Below are 22563 nucleotides of genomic sequence, written 5' to 3' on the forward strand. Positions count from 1 at the left end.
TTTTATGGGTGGAATTGACAAAGAAGAGTTATTTCTTTATGATGTTTCTATAAACAGAAACATCATAAAGAAATAACTGGAGAAATATACATGTACGAAGAATCTATTGACGGTTTTTTTGGTGATTACGGCGGGAAATATATTCCTGAAATTTTACATTCGGCGATTGACGAACTTGATTCGGCTTTTAATTTTTATATTCACGACAAGGATTTTTTAGAAGAACTGAACATTTTGCGTCGCGATTATATTGGCCGCGAAACTCCGCTTATGTTTGCTGAACGCGCTACTGAACTTTTGGGTGGCGGAAAAATTTTCATAAAACTCGAAGGCTTGGCAAATACTGGCGCTCACAAAATTAACAATGCTATTGGTCAGGTTTTGCTTGCAAAAAAAATGGGAAAAAAGCGGATTATTGCAGAAACAGGCGCAGGGCAGCATGGAGTCGCAACAGCCGCAGCCTGTGCAAAACTTGGAATGCAGTGCGTAATTTATCAGGGAGAAGTCGATGTTCGCCGTCAGCAGCCAAATGTGGCTTCAATGGAGCTTTACGGTGCGAAAGTTGTTGCCGTAAAAACAGGCTCTCGCACTTTAAAGGACGCTGTAAATGAAGCTATGCGCGACTGGGCTACTAATTTTGAAACTACACATTACTGTCTTGGTTCTGCCTTGGGACCAGCTCCTTTCCCTGACATGGTTCGCACTTTTCAATCCATAATCGGCGAAGAAGTAAAAAAACAGTGTGCAGAGCGCAATATCCAGATTGATTCTCTTGTTGCCTGTGTCGGCGGCGGTTCTAATGCTTCTGGATTTTTTGCCCCATTCTTTAAGGACGAAAAAATCAAACTTTATGGTGCGGAAGGTGGTGGAAGTGGACCGGAAATTGGAAACAACGCAAGCCGCATGGTTGGAAATTCTGCGCGCGACGGAATTATGCAAGGTTTTAAAAGCCGTTTTTTGATAGATGCCGACGGCCAATCTCAAAAAACAAGTTCGATTTCTGCGGGACTTGACTACCTTGGAATCAGTCCTCAGCTTGCAATGCTTGGAAAAACCGGCCGAATCACTTTTGAAGCAATCCGCGACAATGAAGCTCTCGAAGCCGTTAATTTTTTTGCAAAAAACGAAGGAATCCTTATGGCTCTCGAAAGTTCACACGCGGCGGCTTATGCAATGAAACTTGCGCCTAAAGTTCCAAAAGACAAGGCGATTGTCATAAATATGTCAGGACGAGGCGACAAGGACGTTTTTATTACAAGCCCTGTTTTCCGTCCTGAAGAATGGAAAGAGTTTCTAAAAAGCGAATTAAAGCGTCTTGAAGAAAATAAAGATGTTCACGAAAAATATTAAAATTTGGGCGTTCTGACAGCCGCAAAAAGCGGCTGTCAGCCGGGCTTTTCGGGGTTCCGCGCCTAACCGCGCTTCATTCGCGTTGCGAACGGCTTCGCCGCCCCTACAATCCCTAACGCAGGTTTTGCAGATTCAATCACCAAAATTAAGGAAAAAAATTATGATAAAATTGATGTCGCACTTAGTTGCAAATTATCCAAATCCTGAAATTTCTTTTGCTGCCGCTGAAGCTCTCGTAAAAGGCGGAGCCGACTTTTTGGAAATTCAGCTGCCGTTTTCTGATCCAAGTGCAGACGGTCCTGTAATTCAAAACGCATGTTCAACTGTTCTTGCAAACGGAGCAACAACACAAAACGGCTTGGATTTTATCGCAAAATTGCATAAAAGCTTTCCAAATGTAAAAATTGCAATAATGTCTTATGCTTCCCTGATTTTTACTCCTGGTGTTGATAATTTTTGCCGGAGAGCAAGCGAGGTTGGCGTAAATGCAATGATTATTCCAGACTTGCCGTTTGACTGCGACGAAGGTCTTTCTGTTGCCTGCAAAAAATACGGAATGGAAAATATTCCTGTTGCGGCTCCAAGCATGACGGACGAACGCCTTCAAAAAATGCTGGACTTTGGTTTTAAGACGATTTATGCGGCTTTGCGTGCAGGAATTACTGGAATGGACACAAAAGTCGACTCTCATACAGTTGAATTCTTAAAAAAATTAAAACGTCAAAATAAAAGCGGTTTTGTTCCGGAAATTTACGGTGGATTTGGAATTCACGGAAAAGAGCAGGCACAGGCAATAGCGCCTTATGTCGAAGGAGTCGTAGCAGGCTCAGTTTTTGTCCGCCTTATAGATTCTGCAGCCGGCGACAAAAAAGTTCTGCAGGACACAATTTGCGCAAAAGCAAAGGAAATAAAAGGCCTTTAGTTTATATCAGACCAAGTAAGTAACAAAACTCTGTTCAGAACCTTGTTTTTTGGACAGAGTTTTTTTTATTTACAAATCGTTTTGATTAGTCGATTGAATTTACCGGTTTGTTTTCTTTTAGCCATAAAATGCGCTGGTTGCTGCTCCCGCGGTAATTTAAGGTTATGTCTTTTAATTCCTGTTTAAATGGTCCGTCCACGAGAACATCGATGCAGTCGAGCATGCGGTCTGTTACTTCGCAGTGCTTGCGTCCATCGGAAGGTTTTAAATCTATGTCGTAAATGTAGCCGCTATAGCACCAGATTGTTTTTTTTGGGAATATTGCACGGACTTTTTCCAAAAATGGCGCAAGGACGCGCTGATTTTCTTCTTCAAAAGGCTCACCGCCAAGAACGGTAAGCCCTTGAATATATTCTGGCTTTAGGGCTTCGAGAATTTCTTCTTCTGTTTTTTGAGTAAATTCCTGGCCGTAGTTAAAATTCCACGTCATCTGATTAAAGCAGCCTGGACATTTATTTCTGCAGCCGCTTACAAACAGGCTTACTCTAACTCCAAGCCCGTTTGCAATGTCGATTTTTTTTATTTCGCCGTAGTACATTTTTTACAGATGCAAAACGCGCTCTTTAATTTCTTGCGTGCGTCCCTGATTCCAGTATTGTGTTCCGATGTAGCCACAGGTTCGGCGGGCAACATTCATTTTTGTCTGATCTGTGTTTCCGCAGTTTGGACATTGCCAAACCAATTTTCCGTCAGCATCTGCGACAACCCGAATTTCGCCAGTGTAACCGCATTTTTGGCAGCAGTCGGATTTTGTGTTCAGTTCAGCATACATTATGTTTTCGTAAATATGCTTGAGCAGAGCGATTACAGCAGGAATATTGTTTTCCATATTTGGAACTTCGACATAACTTACAGCGCCGCCTGGAGAAAGCTCCTGGAACTGGCTTTCAAATGTGAGTTTTGCGAATGCATCAACCTGTTCAGTCACATGCACGTGATAAGAATTTGTAATGTAGTTTTTGTCTGTTACGCCTTCAATTTCGCCAAAACGACGTTTTAAGCATTTTGCAAATTTGTAAGTTGTTGACTCGAGAGGAGTCCCGTAGAGCGAGAATGCAATGTTTGTCTGGTCGCGCCATTCGGCACATTTTGTGTTCATGTAGCGCATTATTTTTAAGGCAAAAGGAGTTGCTTCTGGATCTGTATGAGGTTTTCCAGTCATGTATTTTGTACATTCGCAAAGTCCTGCGTATCCGAGAGAAATAGTTGAATATCCGCCGTACAAAAGCTTGTTTATTACTTCGCCTTTTTCAAGACGCGCAAGAGCGCCATTTTGCCACAAAATCGGGGCAACATCGCTCGGAGTATTCAACAGCCTGTTATGACGGGCCATAAGAGCTCTGAAGCACAACTGAAGGCGTTCGTCAAAAATCTTCCAGAAAGCGTCCATATTTCCGCCAGACGAGCATGCTACATCGACAAGGTTGATTGTTACAACGCCCTGATTAAAACGGCCGTAGAATTTTGGTCTGTTTGTTTGAGGATCGTGGTAAACAGTAAGGAACGAACGGCATCCCATGCAAGGATAACAGTTTCCGTCTTTGAGTTCCATCATCTTTTTTTCGGAAATATAATCTGGTACAAGGCGGCGCGCTGTACATTTTGCAGCCAGTTCTGTCAAATAAAAATATTTTCCGTCTTCAGAAATATTGTCAGATTCAAGAACATAAATCAGTTTAGGAAATGCTGGAGTAACCCAGAAACCTGCCTCGTTTTTAACGCCCTGAAAACGCTGCTTTAAAACTTCCTCAATAATGAGCGCAAGGTCGGACTTTGTCTGTTCGTCTTTAACTTCGTTCAAATACATAAAGACCGTAACAAAAGGGCTTTGGCCGTTTGTCGTCATCAGTGTTACAACCTGATACTGAATCATCTGAACGCCACGGGTAATTTCGTCCTTAAGGCGCATTTCTACAATTTCCTTAAACTGTTCCGGGTTGTAGTGCAGACCTGTTTTTTCGGCAATTAAGTTCATTTCGCGGATAATCTTTTTGCGGCTTACATCAACAAAAGGAGCGAGATGTGCGAGCGAAATTGACTGGCCTCCGTATTGGCTCGAAGCAACCTGAGCAATAATCTGAGTTGCAATGTTGCAAGCTGTAGAAAAAGAATGAGGCTTGTCGATTCTTGTGCCGGAAATAACAGTTCCGTTTTGGAGCATGTCTTCCAGGTTTACAAGGTCGCAGTTATGCATGTGCTGGGCAAAATAGTCAGCATCGTGAAAGTGAATAATGCCTTCGTTGTGCGCCTGTACAATGTCTTCGTCGAGCAAAAATCGTTTTGTAATATCTTTAGAAACTTCTCCAGCCATGTAATCGCGCTGAACCGAAACAACAGTCGAGTTTTTATTTGAATTTTCCTGCTTAACCTCTTCGTTCTGGCATTCAAGCAGCGAAAGAATCTGCTTGTCGGTCGTGTTTGCCTTGCGCATAAGTTCGTGCTGATAACGATAAGTAATATATTTTTTTGCAATATCAAAAGCGCCAGCCTTCATAATTTCTTTTTCGACCATGTCCTGAATAGCTTCGACGTTCATTTCGTGATTTTCAGAAGCGCAGGCATTTTCGATATTTTCTGCGATAGATTTAATTTGATTGTCAGAAAGCTGGTCGCTGAGCGGAACTTCGGCATTTGCCTTCGAAATTGCCGTTATGATTTTTTTTATGTCAAAAATAACTTCCACGCCATTTCTTTTGATAATCTTCATTTTATAGTTTTCCTCCGAAAAATATTTTAAGAATTTTTAGAAAATCACTTGACAAATTGAAAAATATGGTAGTGTCAAAAATGATAAAAAAGCCCCAAAAAACGCTATATTTAGTGTTTTTGGAGCGCTTAAATAATATATATCGGACATAAAAAAACTTCAATCGCAAACCGCTAAATTTGCATAAAAAAGTTTTTTAATCGGGCGGCTTTTTGCTGCGCAAAAAACGGGCTCTCCAGGGCTACGGCTTTTGCCTCCGGTATTTTTGCAGGCAAAAACACACGCTTCGCGTCCCTTCCGATCCCTGCCGCAAGCCCTGAATATATAAAAAAATCTGTCCTTTTACACAGTTTACGCGAATTGGTATAATTTATTTCTATAAATAAATACAAAAAACTGAGGCTTTTAATGATTAAACTTGTGGCTTTTTTAGGAAATTATGGCAGCGAGTACGAAAAAACTCGGCACAATGTTGCCTGGCAGTTTGCTGCGCAGCTTCCTTTTTACAACAGATTGAATTTTCAGAATAAATTTAAAGGCGACTATGCTGTTATAGAAACTTCTGTGCTCGCACATTGGTTTGCAGAAACAGGAATGTATTCTAAAAAAGACGGTTCTGACCCGATTGTGCCGGAAGGCTCTCCAGATAAAATCTACTTTTTAAAACCGCTTACTTATATGAATTTGAGCGGAGAAAGCGTTGGAGAACTTGCCCGTTTTTATAAAATTCTTCCGGAAGAAATTTTGGTTGTTCACGACGAGCTTGAGCTTCCTTTGGGAACTGTCAGCTTAAAATGGAGCGGCGGTCTTGGAGGGCACAACGGCCTTCGTTCAATGAAGTCTGCTTTTGGAACTGCCGATTTCTGGCGGCTGCGTTTTGGACTTACAAAACCTCAAAACCGCGACATTGCCGACTACGTGCTTTCTAATTTTACGGCAGACGAGCAGATAATTCTTGCTCAGGAATTTGCACAGACAAATGAAATGTTTGCAAAATTTTTGCTTTCCACGGACGAAAACCAGCAGCGTATTTTGCAGGGCTGGAGCAAACGAAAACTGATTTAAGGGGGCTTGGGGGAATTTTCCCCCAGGAGAAGGGGTAGCGGAAAACGCGGCAATTTTGCCGTGGTTGCAGCGCAGGGGAAGGCTTTCCCCTCCTGTCTTTTCTGATTTTTTCATTAGACAATAAGCGGGAATTTTTATATATTTTAAGTATGGCTAAATTTATTGATGAAGACGAAAAAAAAGAAAAAAAAGTTTCTGCAGACGCTTTTGCTGAGAAACTTTTAAAAACTCGCCAGATTGTTGTCAGCGGCGAAGTGAACGAAGAACTGGTTGAAAAAATTGTAAAGCAGCTTCTTGTTCTTGAAGCAGATTCTGATAAACCGATTTATCTTTACATTGATTCTCCAGGAGGCTCAATCGACGACGGTTTTGGACTTTACGATATGATTCGCTTTATAAATGCTCCTGTTTATACAATTGGAATGGGACTTATTGCGAGCATGGGTGTAACCTTGTTTTTGTCTGTTCCAAAAGAAAGACGCTTTAGTTTGCCGAACAGCCATTTTTTGATTCATCAGCCTTTGATGGGCGGAAGCCGCGGTGTTGCAACTGATATTGAGATTACTGCTCAGGAAATTTCAAAATCGCGCGAAACTCTTACAAAATTGATTGCAGAAGCGACTGGAAAAGATTTTGAAACTGTAAAAAAAGATACAGAACGAGATCATTGGCTTACTGCTCAGGAAGCGGCGGATTATGGCATTGTCGGAACTATTGTTTCGAGCCGCAAAGAGTTGCCCGAAGCATAAATTTTGTGTTATATTAGGGCAATCAACATAAAAAAGGGTAATCGATGTTTTTTGAATTAACTGATTCTTTGTGCGCAGACATTTTGTTCGCCATGGAAAATCAGCAGCAAAATTTTGGTTTGGATGCGAAAAATTCCAGGATTGTTCAGTGTGAGCCAGAATCGGTTGATGAGGAAAATATTTATTCGCTGCCGTTGTGGACTAGTGCCGACGGCTACAGTTTGCTTGAAAATTTTATTGCAAAGTACAAAGGCATAAAGGCTTGCGGCGAACTTAAACAGATTTTACTTGAAGGACGGGGGGTTTTCAGAAATTTTAAAAATACATTAAAAAAGTATCCTGAAGCGGACAGAAGATTTCATTCTTTTAAGAACAAAGAAATGAAAAAAATGGTTTGCGAATGGTACAACGCACTGCGGGAGTCGTGGGGGCTGGAAACTTTAGAGCAAGACTTTTACGAATATGATGATCTGGTTCTTGAAGACTTTGCTTTCCGGACATTTTCTGCGGATATGGACAGCGGAAATGTTGCTTTTTTAGCAAGTGCTTTTTTTGAAGAATTAAAAATTCAATTTTCAGGTGAACTTGGTTCAGCTATTTCTTTACAACTAAAAGATCAGTTTGATTCAATCAACGCTCTGACTAAAAACTGTACTGGCGGTTTTGTTTGCCGTACTTTGTCGGACGAGTTTGCCGGTTGTGTTTTATATTCGGGTTTGTCCAGTAAAAAGGTTGCATTTTTAAACGCCCTTTTTGTAAATCAGAATTACCGTGGGCTTGGAATTGCCAGAGAGCTTTTATCAAGAAGCATTTCCACTTTAACCGAAGACGGAATTCAATTTTTTATAATTAACAATTCATTTGTGCCAAAAATGCTAAAATCAACATTGACCGATTTAGGTTTTGAAGAAAAAGATTTTGCTTTTGTGGCTGAATTGAACTAAAGCCTATTTAATTTAAGGCATTTTTTTTAGGAGTATCAAAATGGCTTTTAACAGACGTGAAACTGAACTTAACATGGATCAGGTAGCTGCTTTTTTGAAAAACGCAGTTTCTAAAGTAGAATCAAATCCGGAATATTACGAAGAACTTAAAAAAGTTTTTAAGAAAAATGTTCCTCTTACAAGACGCTCTTATGTTGCCGCTTTTCTTTTGCAGGCTTCAAAAGGCGCAATCTATCGCTTTAATCCGAACAGGACAGCACGCGAAAATTTCCGTGAACGCCGTGAGGAAAATCGTCGCAACCGCTACGAAGAAAGAAAAGAACGTCAGGAAAATTCTGAGAGCGAGCCAAAAGAACGCAGTCCTCGTGTAGAAATCGCACCAGAAAATGCTGCGACAGTTTTTGTAAGCATTGGACGCAACCGTCATGTATTTGCACGCGATCTTCTTGGTCTTTTTATCAACGAAGCTGGAATTGAACGCGAACGCATCGGAAATATCAAAGTTCTTGCAAATTATTCTTTTGTTGAGCTTTTCAAAGAAGATGCAGACAAGGCAATTTCTGCGCTCAACGATTTTGACTGGCGCGGTCGCAAACTTTCTGTTAGTTATTCTGAAAAGAAAGATGCCGCTGAGTTTTCTGAAAAAGAAAGCGAACCTGCAGAAGAATACATTAACAATGAAAGAGTTCCAAATGTAGAAAACAAGTCTGCGCCGATTGTTGACAGTTTTACCGCTTCAAATTCGGATACTGTTGCTCAGCAGGCTGCTTTTGCAAAAGAAATGGAAAAAGCGCCAATTGAAATGACAGACGAAGAAATCATGGCTCTCCGCAAGCCTCGCTCAAGTTCTTCTGCTGATCTGTAAAATTTAAATGGCATTGAGTTTTTGAAAATTTTGATTTTTAAGAGCTCAATGCTTTTTTTTGCGAATTTGTTTTTTTTGCAGAGGCTTTTTATGGTAAAAATTTTAAGAACGGGTCCGCTCGGTGTAAATTCCATGGTTGTAGATCTTTGTGAAAATAAGGTTTTTATCGTAGATCCCGCCAGCTGCGAATATTGCGGAGACAAAACCGTAATTTCTGATTATTTAAAAGAAAACAAAAAAGAGCCGGTCGCACTTGTTTTAACTCACGGTCATTTTGACCATGTTGCCGGGCTTCCTGTTTTGAAAGAATTTTATCCGAATATTCCTATTTTAATTCACAATGCTGATTCTCAAATGATTGGCAAGGACGCTTCTAAAATTCAAAAAGAAGAACTTGATGCAATCGGGTTTTCTGATTTTTTAAGCGCGGTAAAAAATCTTCCTTCTGCCGACTGTTTTTTGGAAGATAATAAAACACTTTTTGACTGTATGGAACATTTTTCCGGCGGACTTTCGAAAAAAGTAAAAGATTCTCTTAAAAACTGGAAAATTCTTCATACACCAGGACACACGATGGGAAGTGTCTGCCTTTACAACGAATCCGAAAAATTGCTTTTGAGTGGCGATACTGTTTTTTACGGAAGTTATGGACGGACAGACCTTGGCGGAAACGAAGTTTTGATGATGCAGAGCCTTAAAAAGTTAAAGCAGGACGTAGACGGAAAGACTTTGGTTTATCCTGGACACGATTATTGTGGCTTTAAAATGGATGATTTTTTCTTCTAAGTTTTGTTTTGCAGAAAAATTTCAAAATCAAAGCTCAAAAAATTCATATTTTATGTTTTCTTTTGTGACTGTCAAAACTGCGTAGCTTTTTTTTGAATTTTTTCTTGGTAATGAAATACTTCCGGGATTTAAAAGCAGAATATCTTTTGAAATTTTGGCAAATGGCACGTGTGTATGGCCGAAAAGTCCTGCGTCAAATTTGTTTTTTTCAAGATAATCGAGCAATTCCTGTGTTGAATAATAAACTCCAAAAAAATGTCCATGTGTTACAAAAAATTTTTTGTGTGCAACCGTAAAGCTGGCATCTTCTTGAATTTGTAAAATTTGCGGTTTATCTGTAAAAATTTTGTAATAAGGCGAATCTCCGTTTCCGCGGACAAAAATTACATTTTCTGGCAAAATTTTGTGTTCTGGAGGAGAGTTAAAGTCTTCTTCCATAATTGTTATTAAATCTAGCATTCCGTCGCCTGTAAAAACTAGGGCATCGCAGGTATTTTTTTGAGATTCCAGAACAGAGCGCAAATTTTTTGTTTGACCGTGGCTGTCCGAAATAACTAGAATTTTTGCAGTTTCTTTGTTTGCGAGATTTTTTGTTTTTTCTTGAATTAGGGGCATCAGTTAAAAATAAAATGATTTGCGGCTTTTAATCCGGATTCATAATCTGTGTAATTTGAAACCTGTTTTTGTTTCCCGACAATTTTTTGCACAACTTGAATTAAATTTTTATTGATTTCAAGCGGGGCGCGAAGTTTTAGCATTTCATCGATTGCATTTAAAAGCATTGAACTTGTGTCAAAATCTGGAATGTTTGCAGTTTGCTCCATTTCGAGAGAATTTTGTTTTGGAGTATAGTCGAGGACAAAATCTGCCGTCGATTCGGAACCGAGCGTGTCGTCTTGTTGAAAAAATGAAAAAACTGGATATGAACGTTTAAAAACTTTTTCATTTTTGTTTTCTTCCTGCTGTTTTATAGAAAGGTCTTCGAGTCTTGCAAGTGCGTTGCAAAGTCCTTCTGGAGCGCCAAATGTTATTATTCCTGCAAGATTTTTGTCTTCAAGTTTTGAATAAATTGAACTGATTCTTGGTTTTCCTGCAACTAAAAAATCTTCCGGATAAACCAAAATTGTTATTAAAGCTTCCGTTTCGTCAGTTTTGACACCGTAATTTATGTTCAAAAGCTGTTTTATTTTTTCGACAGTTTGCAAATCGTTGTAGCTGTGTCCTAAAACTACGGCAATTGTTTTGCCGGAAAGATATTCTTTTGTCTGTTCGTCCAAAATGTTTATTTTGACGGCAGTTTTCTGTTCTTCGGTTTGAATTTCTTCTGTAGCCGCTGGCTGTGTTTTTTGTTCTTTTGTGCAACTTGTAAATCCTGCTGCACAAACAGCAAAGAACGCGCTTATAAAAAGTACGTCCTTTGAGATTTTTTTAAATTTTATCTGATTCATTTATTCTTTTATCGTAATATTTATAAGAAGATTTGAGCGTTTTGATGAATTTTGATTGGTTGGATCATAACTTTCTAGTTTGCCGATGTTTTCCGACATTTTTTTCAAATTTTCTTTTGGTGAAGTAGAAGAATTTTCTGTATAAGAAGATTTAGTGTGTTTTCTTACGATAACTGCTCCTGATTGACCTCTAGAAATTGATTCAGAATTGTTTTCTTCAATTTCAATGTCATCATCTTCTGTAGCTGCAATTTCCGGTTGCTGTGGCTGAGAAGATTTCCAGGCTGTAGTTTCGCCTTCGTAACCGATAATTTCTGTTCCGCCGTAAATGTTTTTTACGCTGAATTCAGTTCCGCGGACAGAAGCGGTTGCAACTGGTGAGCGAACTGTAAAACCAATTCTGCGGTCTTCTGTTTTTTTTACGTTTGACCTTAGAGAACCTGTGTCTAAGAAAAGTTTTGTTTCGTCCTTGTCTTTTTTTTCGGCGAGTTGCTCAACTGTTATTCGGCTCATCGGCGAAACTGTTACTGTCGAATTTTTTATTTTAATAATAAGTTCCGACTTAAAACCTGTCTGAATAACATCGCCGCGGCTTACAGAATTTCCTGTTTTAAGCGCAGTCCATATTCCTGCGCGCTGAACTTCTGTTTTTCCTTTTGCAGAAACGACTGTTGCTTCAAATGGGGCAGAAAAAGCACAAACAGAACCAAAAAGTGTTAAACAAATAAATGCAAACGTTTTTACTGTTTTTTTCATTTTGTTTCCTCCATAATTTAGAATGTAAGAATTGCTTTCAACGAAATCGACGTTTTGTTGTTTTCAGAGTTGTCTTTGTCAAAGAATTGTGAAAGTTCTGCGCCTGCAAACAAATCGCTTAAAATCTGCCAGTTTGCAAGTGCTTTGTATTGAAAGCCAGAATATTTGTTTTTATTTTTGTTTGTGTTAAAAACTGCATCTGCATTTGCCGCAACAAGAAGATTTTTTACAGGCTTTATTGAAGCAGAAAGCCCGGCTTTAAGGATTCCGGAAAATTCTGGTTCTTCGAGCGAATTTACAGCAGTTGAACTTGTAATTGCAGAAAAAGCGTTTACCGAAGAATCTTTGTCTTTTTCTTCTCCTGTAGTGTATACAGCGTTGAAAGAAAATTGTGTATCTTTAAAGCCTGGATAAAAATAAATTCTTGCTTTTGAAAGGTTCGCAATTTTGAATTTTTGGTCGTCGTATTTAGAGAATTCGATAGCTGCCGTCAAATCGTAAAAAAGCCCGTTTAAAACAGAAACCGGACCTTCGAGTTTTCCTTCTGCAAAAAGCCTGTTGTAATTTTTCCCTTCAAGCCGGCATGCATTTAAAACTTCGGCAGAAAACGTCTGTTCACCAAAAAAAGACGGCAATTCAACTTTTAAACCTGCAATAAGATATTTAGCGCATAAATCGTAGATTTTGTCTTCGTCGGCGATATAGTCAAAGTCGTTTAGAGTGATAAACTGGGAATTTAAAAGACCTGTGTAAAAACCGTAGGCGCTGGCTTTTATTCCAGGAAGTTGAAATTGAACTTCCGCCCCATCTCCGCTCTGATTATATATAATGGAAGAAATGTCTGAATAATAAAAACGTCCAACGTTGAATATAAAATTTTGCTTATAAAAAACAAACTGCGCGTTGTCAAGATTTATTGCATTTGTTGAATCTTTTTTGTCGGCGTCATATTCGTGCTGAAAACGTCCCTGTACAAAAAAATAATTTTTTGTGTCTTGAAAAGGAACCTGTCCCCAAATCGAGGCATAGTTTTTTTGATTGAGTTTTAGGCCATCGTTAGAAAAAGTATCCTCAAATTTTGAATTATTTCCAAGGCTTCCGCCAAAATCGAATGCAGAAAGCGAAATTGCTGCAAAAAAAGCGGATACTGTAAGAATCGATTTTTTCATATTTACTCCCGATACAAAATGTCTTTTTGCAGTTTTTATTCTTGCGAAAGGCAGGCATTAAAAATTGCAATTACATCCCGGCCGTTTACTTTTTGCGATGGATCTGAGTTTTCTGGTAAAATTTCTTTTGCCTGAAGTTCTTTAAAGGCGTAATGCGGATTTGAAAAAAGCGTATAAAAAATTCCGCCTTTTAAATTTGCAAGTTTTGCAAAAATAAAGGAAAGTTCTGAGAGTGTAACAGGTGATGATGAAGAAATTTCTTTTTTTAATGGAAAATTTTCTTTTAGAACGTCGAGCGATTCTTCGTAAGACGCGTTTTCATCAATTTTTTCCGAATATACTCCGTAAAGATACGCTACTTGACCGTAAGTTGCAGTTTTTGAGTTGATGAGTTCTGTTAATTTTTCGGAATTTTGAGCAGCTGCAGAAAAAGAAAGCAATGCAGCAATCAGCAGCAACAGACTTTTTTTCATATTTCCTCCGAGATTGAAACTATTTATATGATTTGAAAAGAGAATTGAAATTTAACTATATAAAATCATAACATGTGTTATACTTTTTGTCATAATGAGAGATAAACTTTCTAAAAATTTGTTAAAAAAGTCGATTGATAAAATTGCGGTTTTTCTCGTAATTTTACTTTGTGCTTGTGCTGGATTTTTTGGATTTTTTCAAAAATTTGATTACAGGCTTTACGATTTTATGCTTTCGCTTAGAAAAGAACCTAAAAGCCGGCAAGAAATTCTTTTTGTTGAAATTGACAATAAGTCGCTCGAAGATTTAGGGCCATGGCCGTGGAGCCGCGATATTTTTGCAAATTCTCTTTTAAGAATGAAGGAACTCGGCGCAAAAACAGCAGTTTTCGATATTGAATATCTTTCTCCTTCTCATCTTGGTGTAAATCCTCAAGCCTCTGTCGAAATTGGAAATGCCCTCGATTCTCAAAAAAAAGATGTTTCGGATTTTATAAGCCAGTTTGCTGATGCTGCCGTAAGCGGAATGTACGGAAAAAAGGACTTGATTCAACTTGCATCTGACGCGATTGAAGATTGGGTTAATCCGGAATTTGATTCTCTAAAAGAAAGCATCTTGAATTCGAGTTTTCAAGACAACGATGAGCTTTTTGCAAAGGCGATTCAATTTTTTGGAGATACTTGGCTTACGGTCAATATTTTGGATTTGGATATAAAATATTCTCCTGAATATCTGGAATATGTCCGAAAAAAATGCCTTTATTTTAATGTTCAGGACAAAAAACAACGGATTTTAAAAGGAAATCAGTATTATTTGATTGACCAGGGCGGAGACAACAGACTTGGATTTTGTCCAGCTCTTGAGCAGTTTATGAAAGGCGCAAAGGGCGCAGGTTTTACAAATGTTGTTTTGGACAGCGATGGAACGAGAAGACGCGTTGAGCTTTTGAGCCGTCAAAATGATGGGTATATCGGACAGTTGACTTTTGCTCCAATTCTAAAAAAACTTGATCCGAAAGAACTTATAAGAATGCCGTTTTCTCTAAAATTGATAGATGCAAAGAATCCTGACAACGAAGCTGAGCGGATAAATATTACGATTCCTTTGGATGCTCATGGACGTATGCTGATAAACTGGCTCAACAAAGAATTTATCGATTCTTTCCGCCGGGAAAGCGTTGTAATGCTTTACCAGTTGGACGAAACTGAATCAAAAATAGTTTCGCTTTTGGAAACCTTGAATGGATTCAATTTATGGGACGCACAGGGAAAGCCGCTTTCCTACAAAGAAGAAGTTTCTGGACTTTTAAACGATTACAATTACATAAAGCAGTATAAAACTTTTCTTTTGCAAAAATGCCGCGGTTTTGCGGAAGACGGAAAGGCAATCGATGGCGGAATTTTGCCAGAAGAATACACTGATTATTTTGACGCGCGGCAAACTTTTTTTGAGCGTGTAAGAAATTTTATTGACGGTTTTTATTTTGAAGAGATAAATTCCCGTCTTGACGAAATGAAAAATGAACTTGATGAGCAGAATTATATAGACATAAAAGATGAAATTAAAATTCTTTACGAAAATCTGAAGAATGAAGACGAAATCTATCATGGAACTTTTAACGAAAAGAAAAAAGCCTATGACGGTTCATTTTGTATTGTCGGAAATACTGCAAGTTCTACGACAGATTTAGGAACAACGCCTTTTAACCGCGCTTATCCGAATGTTGGAACTCACGCAAATGTTTACAACACGATTATGAACCAGGATTTTGTCCGGGAAATTCACTGGCTCCTAGGTTTTGCCATAGCTTCTCTTCTTGCATTTTTGTCAGTTGTTTACACCGGCGGAAAAAAAGCCTGGATTCAGAATATGTTTGGAATTTTTACTGTAATAATTTCTGTCGGCTTGCCGTTTGGATTGATGGGCTTTTGGGGACTTTATGTTCCTGTTGTTGCGCCTGTGGTTGTAACAAGTTTTTCTTATCTGCTTGTTGTTGTCCTGCGTTTTGTTACGGCAGAAAAAGACAAAGGCGTGCTCAGAAATGCTTTTTCGACTTACCTTGCCCCTGCTGTTGTTGAAGAAATTGTAAAAGATCCTTCAAAATTAAAACTCGGTGGCGACGAAAAGAGAATGACAGCGTTATTTTCTGACATAAAGTCTTTTTCGGCTTTTTCGGAACTTGTAACGCCTACAAAGCTTGTAAGCATTTTGAATGAATATCTTGGAAGCATGTCGGACAGAATTCTTGCAGAGCAGGGAACAATCGACAAATATATCGGCGATTCAATCGTAAGTTTTTTTGGCGCTCCGATTGATTTAAAGAATCCTGCATGGAATGCTTGTGTTTCTGCAATTAGAATGAAGCAGGAAGAAACTCTTTTTAACAGGCGTGCTTTGGCAGATGGAACAATTCCTAGGGCATTGGAAACAAGAATCGGTATAAACAGCGGAGAAATGGTTGTCGGCAATATGGGAACAAGCGCAAAAATGAATTATACGATTATGGGCGACGCTGTAAACCTTGCAAGCCGTCTTGAAGGCGTAAATAAAGTATATAAATCATGGATTTTGTGCAGCGATGCAACCTGGAAAGAAGCAAATTCCGGCGAAAATTTTGACAAAATCCTTGCAAGAAAACTCGACAGAGTACGCGTTGTCGGCAGGGCGGAGCCTGTTCAGCTTTGGAATATTTTGGGCTTAAAAGAAGAACTTCCTGAAAATGTTCTTGAAGCGGCAGAAATTTTTAAGAATGCAATGGAGCTCTATCTTAAAAGAGACTTTATAAAAGCAGGAAAACTTTTTATAAAGGCAAATAAATTTGTTCCAGAAGATGAAACTCCTTTGGTTTACGCTCAGCGCTGTAAAGAATATCTTGAAAACGGGTTGAGCGTAAACTGGGACGGAATTGTTAATATGACTTCAAAATAGCAGCTTACGCCGGATGCGGAGGGCTTTTGTTGCTGGACAGGCTGGGCTTTTGCGCAGCCCGTCCGGCAATGGAGCGAAGGCGGAACCCGGAGCAGCCGGTTTTTGAGGACATAAGCATTTTTGTGCAAAATTTGCTGCTAAAATGCGGCCTGCCGTCCAAATTTTAAAATTATTCGAGAACTAAATCTACGGTCTGGGCGTCTGTGGCTTTTACTAAATCGACTGGCGAAATTACAATTTGCTGTCCGCGGACTCCGGCGCTTATGTAGATTTTTTCAAAATTAAGGGCAGTCTGATCGATAAATGTCGGAAACTTTTTTTTCATGCCAAGAGGTGAACAGCCTCCGCGAATGTAGCCTGTTAAAGCGAGAAGCTCGTCGGGTTTGACAGGGGTGATTTCTTTTGAGGCGGATGCGTTGCGGGCTTTTTTTAGGTTGATTTCGTGAAGCGCGCTTTGGCAAAAAACGAAAATTTGCTTGGATTCGTTTCGCATTACGATTGTCTTAAAACAGGCGGCTGGATTTATTCCGAGTTTTGCCGCGATATTTTCGGCGGCTCCTCGGCTGAGCTCGTGTTCGCCGTCGTCTTCGTAGCTTAAGGTTTCGTATTTGATTTTGAGACCGTCAAGGATTCTCATTGCGTTTGTTTTTTTCATGATTTTTTATATTATCTACAATTTTTTTAAATTTATAGTCTTTTTGCGAAAAATTTATTATCTTTAATAGGAAGATTTTTTAATAAGAAGTTTTTTTTGGAGGATATTATGGCTAAGGCAAAAACACCAATCACGCTGCTTTGCGGTTATCTTGGTGCTGGAAAAACGACTCTTTTAAATCAGGTTCTTTCTAATCAGAAAGGTTATAAGGTTGCTGTTATTGTAAACGATATTGGCGAAGTGAATGTTGATGCAAAATTGATTGCCGATGGAGCAAAAATCACCGACACTTCGGACATTGTTCCTCTTACGAACGGCTGTATCTGCTGTACTTTAAAATCTCAGCTTTCGCAGAATATTGAGAATCTCATAAAATCTGGAAAATACGATTATGTTATGATCGAGGCTTCTGGCGTTTGTGAGCCAATGCCGATTGCTCAGGAACTCGAAACTATAAAAAACGGCGTTTTGGACAATGTTGTCGGAGTTGTTGATGCTGCCCGTCTGGTTGATGAATTTGCCGGCGGAAACAAACTTCTCGACAAAAAAGACATGGGCGAAGAAGACATTGAATCGCTTTTGGTTCAGCAGATTGAATTCTGTTCAACTCTCGTAATCAACAAAAAAGACCTTGTTACTGAAGACGAATTTAAAAAAGTCCGCAAGGTTATTGAAACTCTGCATCCTGGCGTAAAAATTATCGAAACTGACCATGGCAAGGTTGATGTTGCAGAAATTCTTTCGACACATTCATTCGACTTTGAAACAGTTTATGCCGCTGCCGGCTGGTGCAAACATCTGGAAGAAGATGAAGTTGAAGAAGACGAGCATGAGCACGAAGAGCATGAACATGAACACGAAGAAGACCATGATCACGAGCATGAACATGGCCATGAGCATCATCACCACGAGCACAAGCACGATGGAGATTCCGGGGCAGACGAAGACGAATACGGAATCGGAACATTCATTTACTTCCGCCGTAAGCCGTTTGACCGCCAGAAACTTGATGAGTTTGCGGCAAAATGGCCAAGAAATATTATCCGCTGCAAAGGTTTGATGTGGTTTGCAGACGAACCGGAAATGGCCTGGGTTTTTGAAACAAGCGGAAGACAGATTCAGGCAGGCTATTCTGGACAGTGGATTGCCGCTGCTCCTGCAAAAGAACAGAAAAAAATCCTTGCACAGAACCCGGAAATTCAAAAAGAATGGGACGAAACTGTCGGCGACAGAATGATAAAGCTCTGTATTATCGGACAAAAACTTGACAAAAAGGCAATTTCTGCCGAGTTGGACAAGTGCCTTGCCGAATAGCAAATTTTTCTAAAAAACAGCAAAAAAAAATGAATGCCGTCTGAATTTTTTTTGAATTTTGGACGGCATTTTTTTGTTTAAAATCAAATTTTGCACAAAACAAAACTTAACTTAACAACCGGCTGCTTCGGGTTTCGCTTTCGCTGCATTGTTGAAACGGTTGTGCAAAAGCACAACTGTTTCAACAACTAAAGCCCTCCGCATCCGGCGTAAGATTTTGTAAGTTTGTTCTGAATTATCCAAATATTTTTCCAGCTAAAAAATCATAAAAGTTGTTTACAAGAAAAATCAGGAATCTTGCGTCACAAATATCTCAGCTATGGAAAAAAGGACTGCTTTTCCGCTGATAATCGTCCGGTCTTTTTCTGTTCGGCAGTAGAGAATTCCGCCTCGGCTTGAAGCTTGGTATGCTGTAAGATTTATTTTTTTTAATTTTTCTGTCCAAAGTGGAATAATATGGCAGTGTGCCCTTCCGCAAACAGGGTCTTCTGCAACGTTGCATTTGGGAGCGAACGACCTTGTTATGCAGTCGAATTCTTTTCCTCGTGCAGTTACATGGAAGCAAACGCCTTCAAGTTCCTGAATTATTTTAAAATTTGGTTTTATGTTTCGGACTTCTTCTTCGTTTTTTAGCACGCATACAATATCCGCTCCAATATATGCTTCTTGCGGCTTTGTTCCGATTGCGTTTATTATTTTTTGTGTTATAGGAATCGGCTTCAGCTTAAATGATGGAAAATTTAACGTAAGAAATTCACTGTTTTTTGTTACAGAAAGAAGACCGCTTAAAGTGTCAAATATTATTTCTGTTGTTTCCGGTTCAAAAAATCTTGTAATTATAAATGCTGTTGCAAGAGTTGCATGGCCACAAAGCTCAACTTCTCCTCCAGGGGTGAACCACCGCAACTTATAAAGTCCCTTTTTTTTGTCTTTTACGGCAAATGCAGTTTCTGAAAGATTGTTTTCAACTGCGATTTTTTGCATAAGTTTTTCGTCAATCCAGTTTTCCATTATGCAGACTGCCGCAGGATTCCCTTTAAAAATTTCGTCCGTAAATGCGTCAACGACATATTGTTTCATTTTGTTCCTCCAATAATAAGAAAGTTTGCAACGCAAACTTTTAAAGATAAAAACAGACGCCATTTTCGGCTGTTTTTATCTTGCCTCTAAAAATTTTTCTACACGGGTCAAGGCTTCTGCAAAATTTTTTCGTCCAAGTCCGATTCTTAAAAAATTATCTTTTTTTTCAAGAACTACAGACGGAACAATCAGGACACCTGTTTCTTTTAACAGTTCCATGCAAAAATCCATAGAGTTTCTTTGGTCAGAAAGTTTTACGTAGGCCGTAGTTGCTCCTTTCGGAGGAACATATTCAAACAGGTTTTTATGTCTTTTTATAAATTCGTCTAAAAGTATGGCATTTTGTTTTGCAATCGAATTGTTCCGTTGAATTATTTTTTCTGCATTGTCTAAAATTTCGCTGCCTGCAATTTGGCTCAAAATGTTTATGCAAGTGCTTGTAAAATGTCTGTAGGCAAGTATTTTTTTCATAAGTTTAGTGTTTTTTGTTGCAATCCAGCCAAGGCGCAGCGCTGGAGAAGCGAATGTTTTTGAAAAACTTCCCAATGCAATTGCATTTTCGTATAAATCTGCAAAAGACTTAGTTGAATATCCGTCTTTAATGCTTAAAAAACGGTAAACTTCGTCTGAAATAAGAATTATATTTTTTGAGCGGCAGACTTGCACAATTTCTTTCATTTCAGAATCAGTAAGGCAGGCTCCGGTCGGATTGTGCGGATAATTTAGTATTATGGCTTTTGTGTTTTCCGTTACTTTTGATTCAAATAAATTTATGTCAAATTTCCATTTGTCTTCAAAAGTCGGTGAAAATTCAACGATTTTACAGCCAATTTCTCTTGCAATTACAGAAAGTGACTGAAACGAAGGCTGATGAACAACGATTTCATCATCAGAGTCAAGAAGTGCTCGCATTGTTGTGTATATTGTTTCTTCGCCGCCGTTCATTGTCGCAATATTTTTTTCATTTAAAGAAGTGTAAAGTAACGAAATTTTTTTTAGCAATGGAAAATATCCGTTTTCAAGTGAGTATCCCAGTTGAATGTCTTTGTATTTTGAAAAATCGAAGACTGCTTCCTTCAGAAAAAGAGATTCCGGATCGGAGCTTCCCATCATAAATTTTGCCTGTTTTTCATAGCGTTCAAAATATTCATCGACCAAAAATTTGCTCATATCCATATTTATGCCTCGTTTTTTTATTGAGTTGAAAATAAAAGTTTTCTTTTGCCGGCGTTCAGAAAACTTTTGACTTATTATAAAATAAAGTATATGAATAAGGGAAATTGATTTTTATTATTCTAATATGCAAAAAGGTTATTTGAATGTATAAGTATATTGCGTTTCTAAAAGTAGTTGAGACTGGCAGTTTTACAAAGGCTGCTGATATTGTAGGTTGTACGCAGCCAGCGTTAAGCCAGATGATTTCTTCTTTAGAAAATGAACTTTCTGTTCAGCTTTTGCACCGTTCTCGATATGGAATAAAACTTACTTTGGACGGTGAAAAACTCTTTCCTTTTATAAAAGATTGCGTTGAACATTACAAATTGATGCGCCGGACTTGCGACGAAATTTGCGGACTTGAAACTGGTCTTGTTCGTATTGGAACAGTTTCGAGCGTTTCGTGCCATTGGCTTCCAGAAATAATAAAACTTTTTTGGGAAAAATATCCGAAAGTTCAACTGGTTCTTCATCAGGGCGACTATTCAAGCATTGCTGAATGGGTAAAGAACGGCTCTGTGGATTTTGGTTTTGTTAATCCAGCGGCGGTAAGCGGAATGGAGTCAAAGATTGTAAAAACAGGCGAATTTTGCGCAGTTGTTCCAAAAAATTATCCGCTTTCTAAAAAGAAATCTGTAACTCTTAATGACCTAAAAAACGAGCCTTTTCTACTATTAGAAGAAGGGGCTTACAGCGAGATTTTAGAAGCATTCCGTTTTGAGGGAATTTCTCCAGACATAAAACTTCGTGTTCATGATGATTATTCGATTCTTTCTATGGTTGAAAAAGAATTGGGCATTTCTATCCTTACAAAACTTGTTTTGAACAAAACTTGCTATGATGTTGTTTCTGTACCGATAGAGCCGCCTGTAAGGAGAACGCTTGCTGTTGTGTTTAAGAATTACAATTTGCTTCCGATTGCGGCAAAAACCTTTATAGATTTTATAATGGAAAGAAAATCTGAGCTTCTTTAACTTTTAATGCAGCCCGGATCGTAACGGCGCGAATGCGTCCGCCTTGGCGGATGGAGCGAAAGCGGAACCGTGGAGAGCCGGTTTGTGCTTGTGGTGTGCTCCTGATTTTTTTTCTAGGTTAAATTTGATGAATTTTGAGGCTGTTTATTGACTATTTTGCACAAAAAATTTATGTTTATTTCATACGGCAAAGACGCTGTAAATAAAACGCTATCATTGTCTTTAAATGCAGTGTGTGGAGTTTTGTTTATGGCGTCTTATTTTTTTTGCCCGCTTTTAAATGCTAATCAAAAAGGAGATAAAAAATGGCACTTAAAGAATTTAACGTTAAAAACGCTTACTGCAAACGCGTTTGGGATGAATTGAAAGCTCGCTACGCTGACCAGGAGCATTTCTTGCAGGCGGCTGGCCTTGTTCTTGAGACTCTTTCGCCGGTTGTTGACACAATGCCTGAGCTTGAGAGCACAGCAGTTCTCGAAAGATTTGTTGAGCCAGAGAGAATCATTATGTTCCGCGTGCCGTGGACAGATGACGCTGGAAAACCTCACGTAAACCGCGGATTCCGCGTTCAGTTTAACTCTGCAATCGGACCTTACAAAGGAGGATTGCGCTTTTCTCCAGAGGTAAGCCTTGACGTTCTTAAATTTTTGGGATTTGAGCAGGTTCTTAAAAATTCTTTGACAACACTTCCAATGGGCGGCGGAAAAGGCGGCTCGGATTTTGACCCTCACGGAAAATCAGACGCTGAGGTTATGAGATTCTGCCAGTCGTTTATGACAGAATTGTACCGCCACATCGGAGCTGACACAGACGTTCCAGCTGGAGACAAGGGCGTTGGCGGACGCGAAGTTGCGTTTATGTTCGGACAGTACAAGAGAATCACAAACCAGTTTACTGGTGTTCTCACAGGAAAAGGTCTGGACTTCGGCGGCTCTTTGATTCGCCCTGAGGCTACAGGATACGGACTTATCTACTTTGCAGAGTGCATGCTCAAGGCTGTAAACACAGACTTCAACGGAAAAACTTGCATTATCTCCGGAGACGGAAACGTTGCTCAGTACGCTTGCGAGAAAGTTACTCAGCTTGGCGGAAAAGTAATCAC

At 39.1% G+C, this 22563-nt stretch carries 21 protein-coding genes; 11 read left to right on the forward strand and 10 right to left on the reverse strand.

Features of this window, described 5'->3' with window-relative positions; translation table 11 throughout:
- Positions 1-90 precede the first annotated feature (90 nt).
- Positions 91-1350, forward strand: a complete 1260-nt coding sequence (gene trpB / locus B4N75_RS01605) for a tryptophan synthase subunit beta (RefSeq protein WP_296668831.1) — start codon at positions 91-93, stop codon at positions 1348-1350.
- A gap of 124 nt (positions 1351-1474) precedes the next feature.
- A complete protein-coding gene (trpA, locus tag B4N75_RS01610; protein ID WP_296668829.1) occupies positions 1475-2272 on the forward strand; it encodes a tryptophan synthase subunit alpha in 798 nt (265 codons plus the stop codon).
- Positions 2273-2357: 85 nt separating this feature from the next.
- On the opposite strand, the gene nrdG is transcribed toward trpA, so the two are convergent.
- Together nrdG and nrdD are read right to left on the reverse strand one after the other, a co-directional pair.
- Entirely contained in the window at positions 2358-2870 is a 513-nt protein-coding gene (gene nrdG / locus B4N75_RS01615) for an anaerobic ribonucleoside-triphosphate reductase activating protein (protein WP_296668827.1), read from the reverse strand.
- A gap of 3 nt (positions 2871-2873) precedes the next feature.
- Complete coding sequence (nrdD, locus tag B4N75_RS01620; RefSeq protein ID WP_296022936.1) at positions 2874-5039, reverse strand: anaerobic ribonucleoside-triphosphate reductase; 2166 nt, start codon at positions 5037-5039, stop codon at positions 2874-2876.
- Between the two features lie 408 nt (positions 5040-5447).
- Between nrdD and pth the strand changes: the two genes are divergently transcribed.
- The 5 genes from pth to B4N75_RS01645 all read left to right on the forward strand — a co-directional run bounded on the left by pth (position 5448) and on the right by B4N75_RS01645 (position 9448).
- Entirely contained in the window at positions 5448-6104 is a 657-nt protein-coding gene (gene pth / locus B4N75_RS01625) for an aminoacyl-tRNA hydrolase (RefSeq protein ID WP_296022940.1), read from the forward strand.
- 149 nt (positions 6105-6253) lie between these two features.
- Complete coding sequence (locus B4N75_RS01630) at positions 6254-6853, forward strand: ATP-dependent Clp protease proteolytic subunit (protein WP_296022941.1); 600 nt, start codon at positions 6254-6256, stop codon at positions 6851-6853.
- 44 nt (positions 6854-6897) lie between these two features.
- A complete protein-coding gene (locus tag B4N75_RS01635; RefSeq protein WP_296706425.1) occupies positions 6898-7797 on the forward strand; it encodes a GNAT family N-acetyltransferase in 900 nt (299 codons plus the stop codon).
- 40 nt (positions 7798-7837) lie between these two features.
- Positions 7838-8662 (forward strand): DbpA RNA binding domain-containing protein, encoded by an 825-nt coding sequence (locus B4N75_RS01640; RefSeq protein WP_296022946.1) that lies wholly within the window; start codon positions 7838-7840, stop codon positions 8660-8662.
- Between the two features lie 90 nt (positions 8663-8752).
- Positions 8753-9448 (forward strand): MBL fold metallo-hydrolase, encoded by a 696-nt coding sequence (locus B4N75_RS01645; RefSeq protein WP_296668822.1) that lies wholly within the window; start codon positions 8753-8755, stop codon positions 9446-9448.
- A 27-nt stretch (positions 9449-9475) separates the two neighbouring features.
- Here B4N75_RS01645 and B4N75_RS01650 read toward each other — a convergent pair whose 3' ends face one another.
- From B4N75_RS01650 to B4N75_RS01670, 5 genes are read right to left on the reverse strand one after another with little or no spacing between them, the layout of a single operon-like run.
- Positions 9476-10063 (reverse strand): metallophosphoesterase, encoded by a 588-nt coding sequence (locus tag B4N75_RS01650; protein WP_296668820.1) that lies wholly within the window; start codon positions 10061-10063, stop codon positions 9476-9478.
- A complete protein-coding gene (locus B4N75_RS01655) occupies positions 10063-10896 on the reverse strand; it encodes a hypothetical protein (RefSeq protein ID WP_296706427.1) in 834 nt (277 codons plus the stop codon). The genes B4N75_RS01650 and B4N75_RS01655 overlap by 1 nt, the downstream gene beginning before the upstream one ends.
- Positions 10897-11652: a FecR family protein gene (locus tag B4N75_RS01660; RefSeq protein WP_296668818.1), complete on the reverse strand. Its 756-nt coding sequence runs from the start codon at positions 11650-11652 to the stop codon at positions 10897-10899.
- A gap of 17 nt (positions 11653-11669) precedes the next feature.
- Positions 11670-12821, reverse strand: coding sequence for a hypothetical protein (locus B4N75_RS01665; protein WP_296022956.1), 1152 nt, complete (start codon positions 12819-12821; stop codon positions 11670-11672).
- Between the two features lie 35 nt (positions 12822-12856).
- A complete protein-coding gene (locus tag B4N75_RS01670) occupies positions 12857-13294 on the reverse strand; it encodes a hypothetical protein (protein WP_296668815.1) in 438 nt (145 codons plus the stop codon).
- A gap of 94 nt (positions 13295-13388) precedes the next feature.
- Between B4N75_RS01670 and B4N75_RS01675 the strand changes: the two genes are divergently transcribed.
- The gene (locus B4N75_RS01675) at positions 13389-16223 is read left to right on the forward strand and encodes a CHASE2 domain-containing protein (protein ID WP_296706429.1); all 2835 of its coding nucleotides are present in this window, start codon (positions 13389-13391) and stop codon (positions 16221-16223) included.
- A 169-nt stretch (positions 16224-16392) separates the two neighbouring features.
- Here the strand turns inward: B4N75_RS01675 and ybaK are convergent, their stop codons facing one another.
- Positions 16393-16878 (reverse strand): Cys-tRNA(Pro) deacylase, encoded by a 486-nt coding sequence (gene ybaK, locus B4N75_RS01680; RefSeq protein ID WP_296706431.1) that lies wholly within the window; start codon positions 16876-16878, stop codon positions 16393-16395.
- A 108-nt stretch (positions 16879-16986) separates the two neighbouring features.
- Between ybaK and B4N75_RS01685 the strand changes: the two genes are divergently transcribed.
- Positions 16987-18192, forward strand: coding sequence for a CobW family GTP-binding protein (locus tag B4N75_RS01685; RefSeq protein ID WP_296668810.1), 1206 nt, complete (start codon positions 16987-16989; stop codon positions 18190-18192).
- 288 nt (positions 18193-18480) lie between these two features.
- On the opposite strand, the gene B4N75_RS01690 is transcribed toward B4N75_RS01685, so the two are convergent.
- Together B4N75_RS01690 and B4N75_RS01695 are read right to left on the reverse strand one after the other, a co-directional pair.
- Complete coding sequence (locus B4N75_RS01690; RefSeq protein ID WP_296022977.1) at positions 18481-19272, reverse strand: PhzF family phenazine biosynthesis protein; 792 nt, start codon at positions 19270-19272, stop codon at positions 18481-18483.
- A gap of 75 nt (positions 19273-19347) precedes the next feature.
- Entirely contained in the window at positions 19348-20442 is a 1095-nt protein-coding gene (locus tag B4N75_RS01695; protein WP_296706433.1) for a pyridoxal phosphate-dependent aminotransferase, read from the reverse strand.
- 149 nt (positions 20443-20591) lie between these two features.
- On the opposite strand from B4N75_RS01695, the gene B4N75_RS01700 reads away from it, so the two are divergent.
- Both B4N75_RS01700 and B4N75_RS01705 read left to right on the forward strand, forming a co-directional pair.
- Positions 20592-21461: a LysR family transcriptional regulator gene (locus tag B4N75_RS01700; RefSeq protein WP_296706435.1), complete on the forward strand. Its 870-nt coding sequence runs from the start codon at positions 20592-20594 to the stop codon at positions 21459-21461.
- A gap of 305 nt (positions 21462-21766) precedes the next feature.
- Positions 21767-22563 (forward strand): Glu/Leu/Phe/Val dehydrogenase dimerization domain-containing protein (locus B4N75_RS01705; protein WP_296706437.1); only part of this gene is annotated, 797 nt, incomplete at its 3' end.

Origin of the sequence: Treponema sp. UBA7570 (genome assembly GCA_002477955.1) — a bacterium.
Lineage (GTDB): Bacteria > Spirochaetota > Spirochaetia > Treponematales > Treponemataceae > Treponema_D.

Coding starts and splice junctions, on each gene's coding strand:
- trpB (WP_296668831.1), top strand. CDS start 91: ATGTACGAAGAATCTATTGACGGTTTTTTTGGTGATTACGGCGGGAAA.
- B4N75_RS01700 (WP_296706435.1), top strand. CDS start 20,592: ATGTATAAGTATATTGCGTTTCTAAAAGTAGTTGAGACTGGCAGTTTT.
- pth (WP_296022940.1), top strand. CDS start 5,448: ATGATTAAACTTGTGGCTTTTTTAGGAAATTATGGCAGCGAGTACGAA.
- nrdG (WP_296668827.1), bottom strand. CDS start 2,870: ATGTACTACGGCGAAATAAAAAAAATCGACATTGCAAACGGGCTTGGA.
- B4N75_RS01645 (WP_296668822.1), top strand. CDS start 8,753: ATGGTAAAAATTTTAAGAACGGGTCCGCTCGGTGTAAATTCCATGGTT.
- B4N75_RS01695 (WP_296706433.1), bottom strand. CDS start 20,442: ATGAGCAAATTTTTGGTCGATGAATATTTTGAACGCTATGAAAAACAG.
- B4N75_RS01630 (WP_296022941.1), top strand. CDS start 6,254: ATGGCTAAATTTATTGATGAAGACGAAAAAAAAGAAAAAAAAGTTTCT.
- B4N75_RS01660 (WP_296668818.1), bottom strand. CDS start 11,652: ATGAAAAAAACAGTAAAAACGTTTGCATTTATTTGTTTAACACTTTTT.
- B4N75_RS01640 (WP_296022946.1), top strand. CDS start 7,838: ATGGCTTTTAACAGACGTGAAACTGAACTTAACATGGATCAGGTAGCT.
- B4N75_RS01655 (WP_296706427.1), bottom strand. CDS start 10,896: ATGAATCAGATAAAATTTAAAAAAATCTCAAAGGACGTACTTTTTATA.
- ybaK (WP_296706431.1), bottom strand. CDS start 16,878: ATGAAAAAAACAAACGCAATGAGAATCCTTGACGGTCTCAAAATCAAA.
- B4N75_RS01690 (WP_296022977.1), bottom strand. CDS start 19,272: ATGAAACAATATGTCGTTGACGCATTTACGGACGAAATTTTTAAAGGG.
- B4N75_RS01650 (WP_296668820.1), bottom strand. CDS start 10,063: ATGCCCCTAATTCAAGAAAAAACAAAAAATCTCGCAAACAAAGAAACT.
- B4N75_RS01685 (WP_296668810.1), top strand. CDS start 16,987: ATGGCTAAGGCAAAAACACCAATCACGCTGCTTTGCGGTTATCTTGGT.
- nrdD (WP_296022936.1), bottom strand. CDS start 5,039: ATGAAGATTATCAAAAGAAATGGCGTGGAAGTTATTTTTGACATAAAA.
- B4N75_RS01670 (WP_296668815.1), bottom strand. CDS start 13,294: ATGAAAAAAAGTCTGTTGCTGCTGATTGCTGCATTGCTTTCTTTTTCT.
- B4N75_RS01635 (WP_296706425.1), top strand. CDS start 6,898: ATGTTTTTTGAATTAACTGATTCTTTGTGCGCAGACATTTTGTTCGCC.
- B4N75_RS01675 (WP_296706429.1), top strand. CDS start 13,389: ATGAGAGATAAACTTTCTAAAAATTTGTTAAAAAAGTCGATTGATAAA.
- B4N75_RS01665 (WP_296022956.1), bottom strand. CDS start 12,821: ATGAAAAAATCGATTCTTACAGTATCCGCTTTTTTTGCAGCAATTTCG.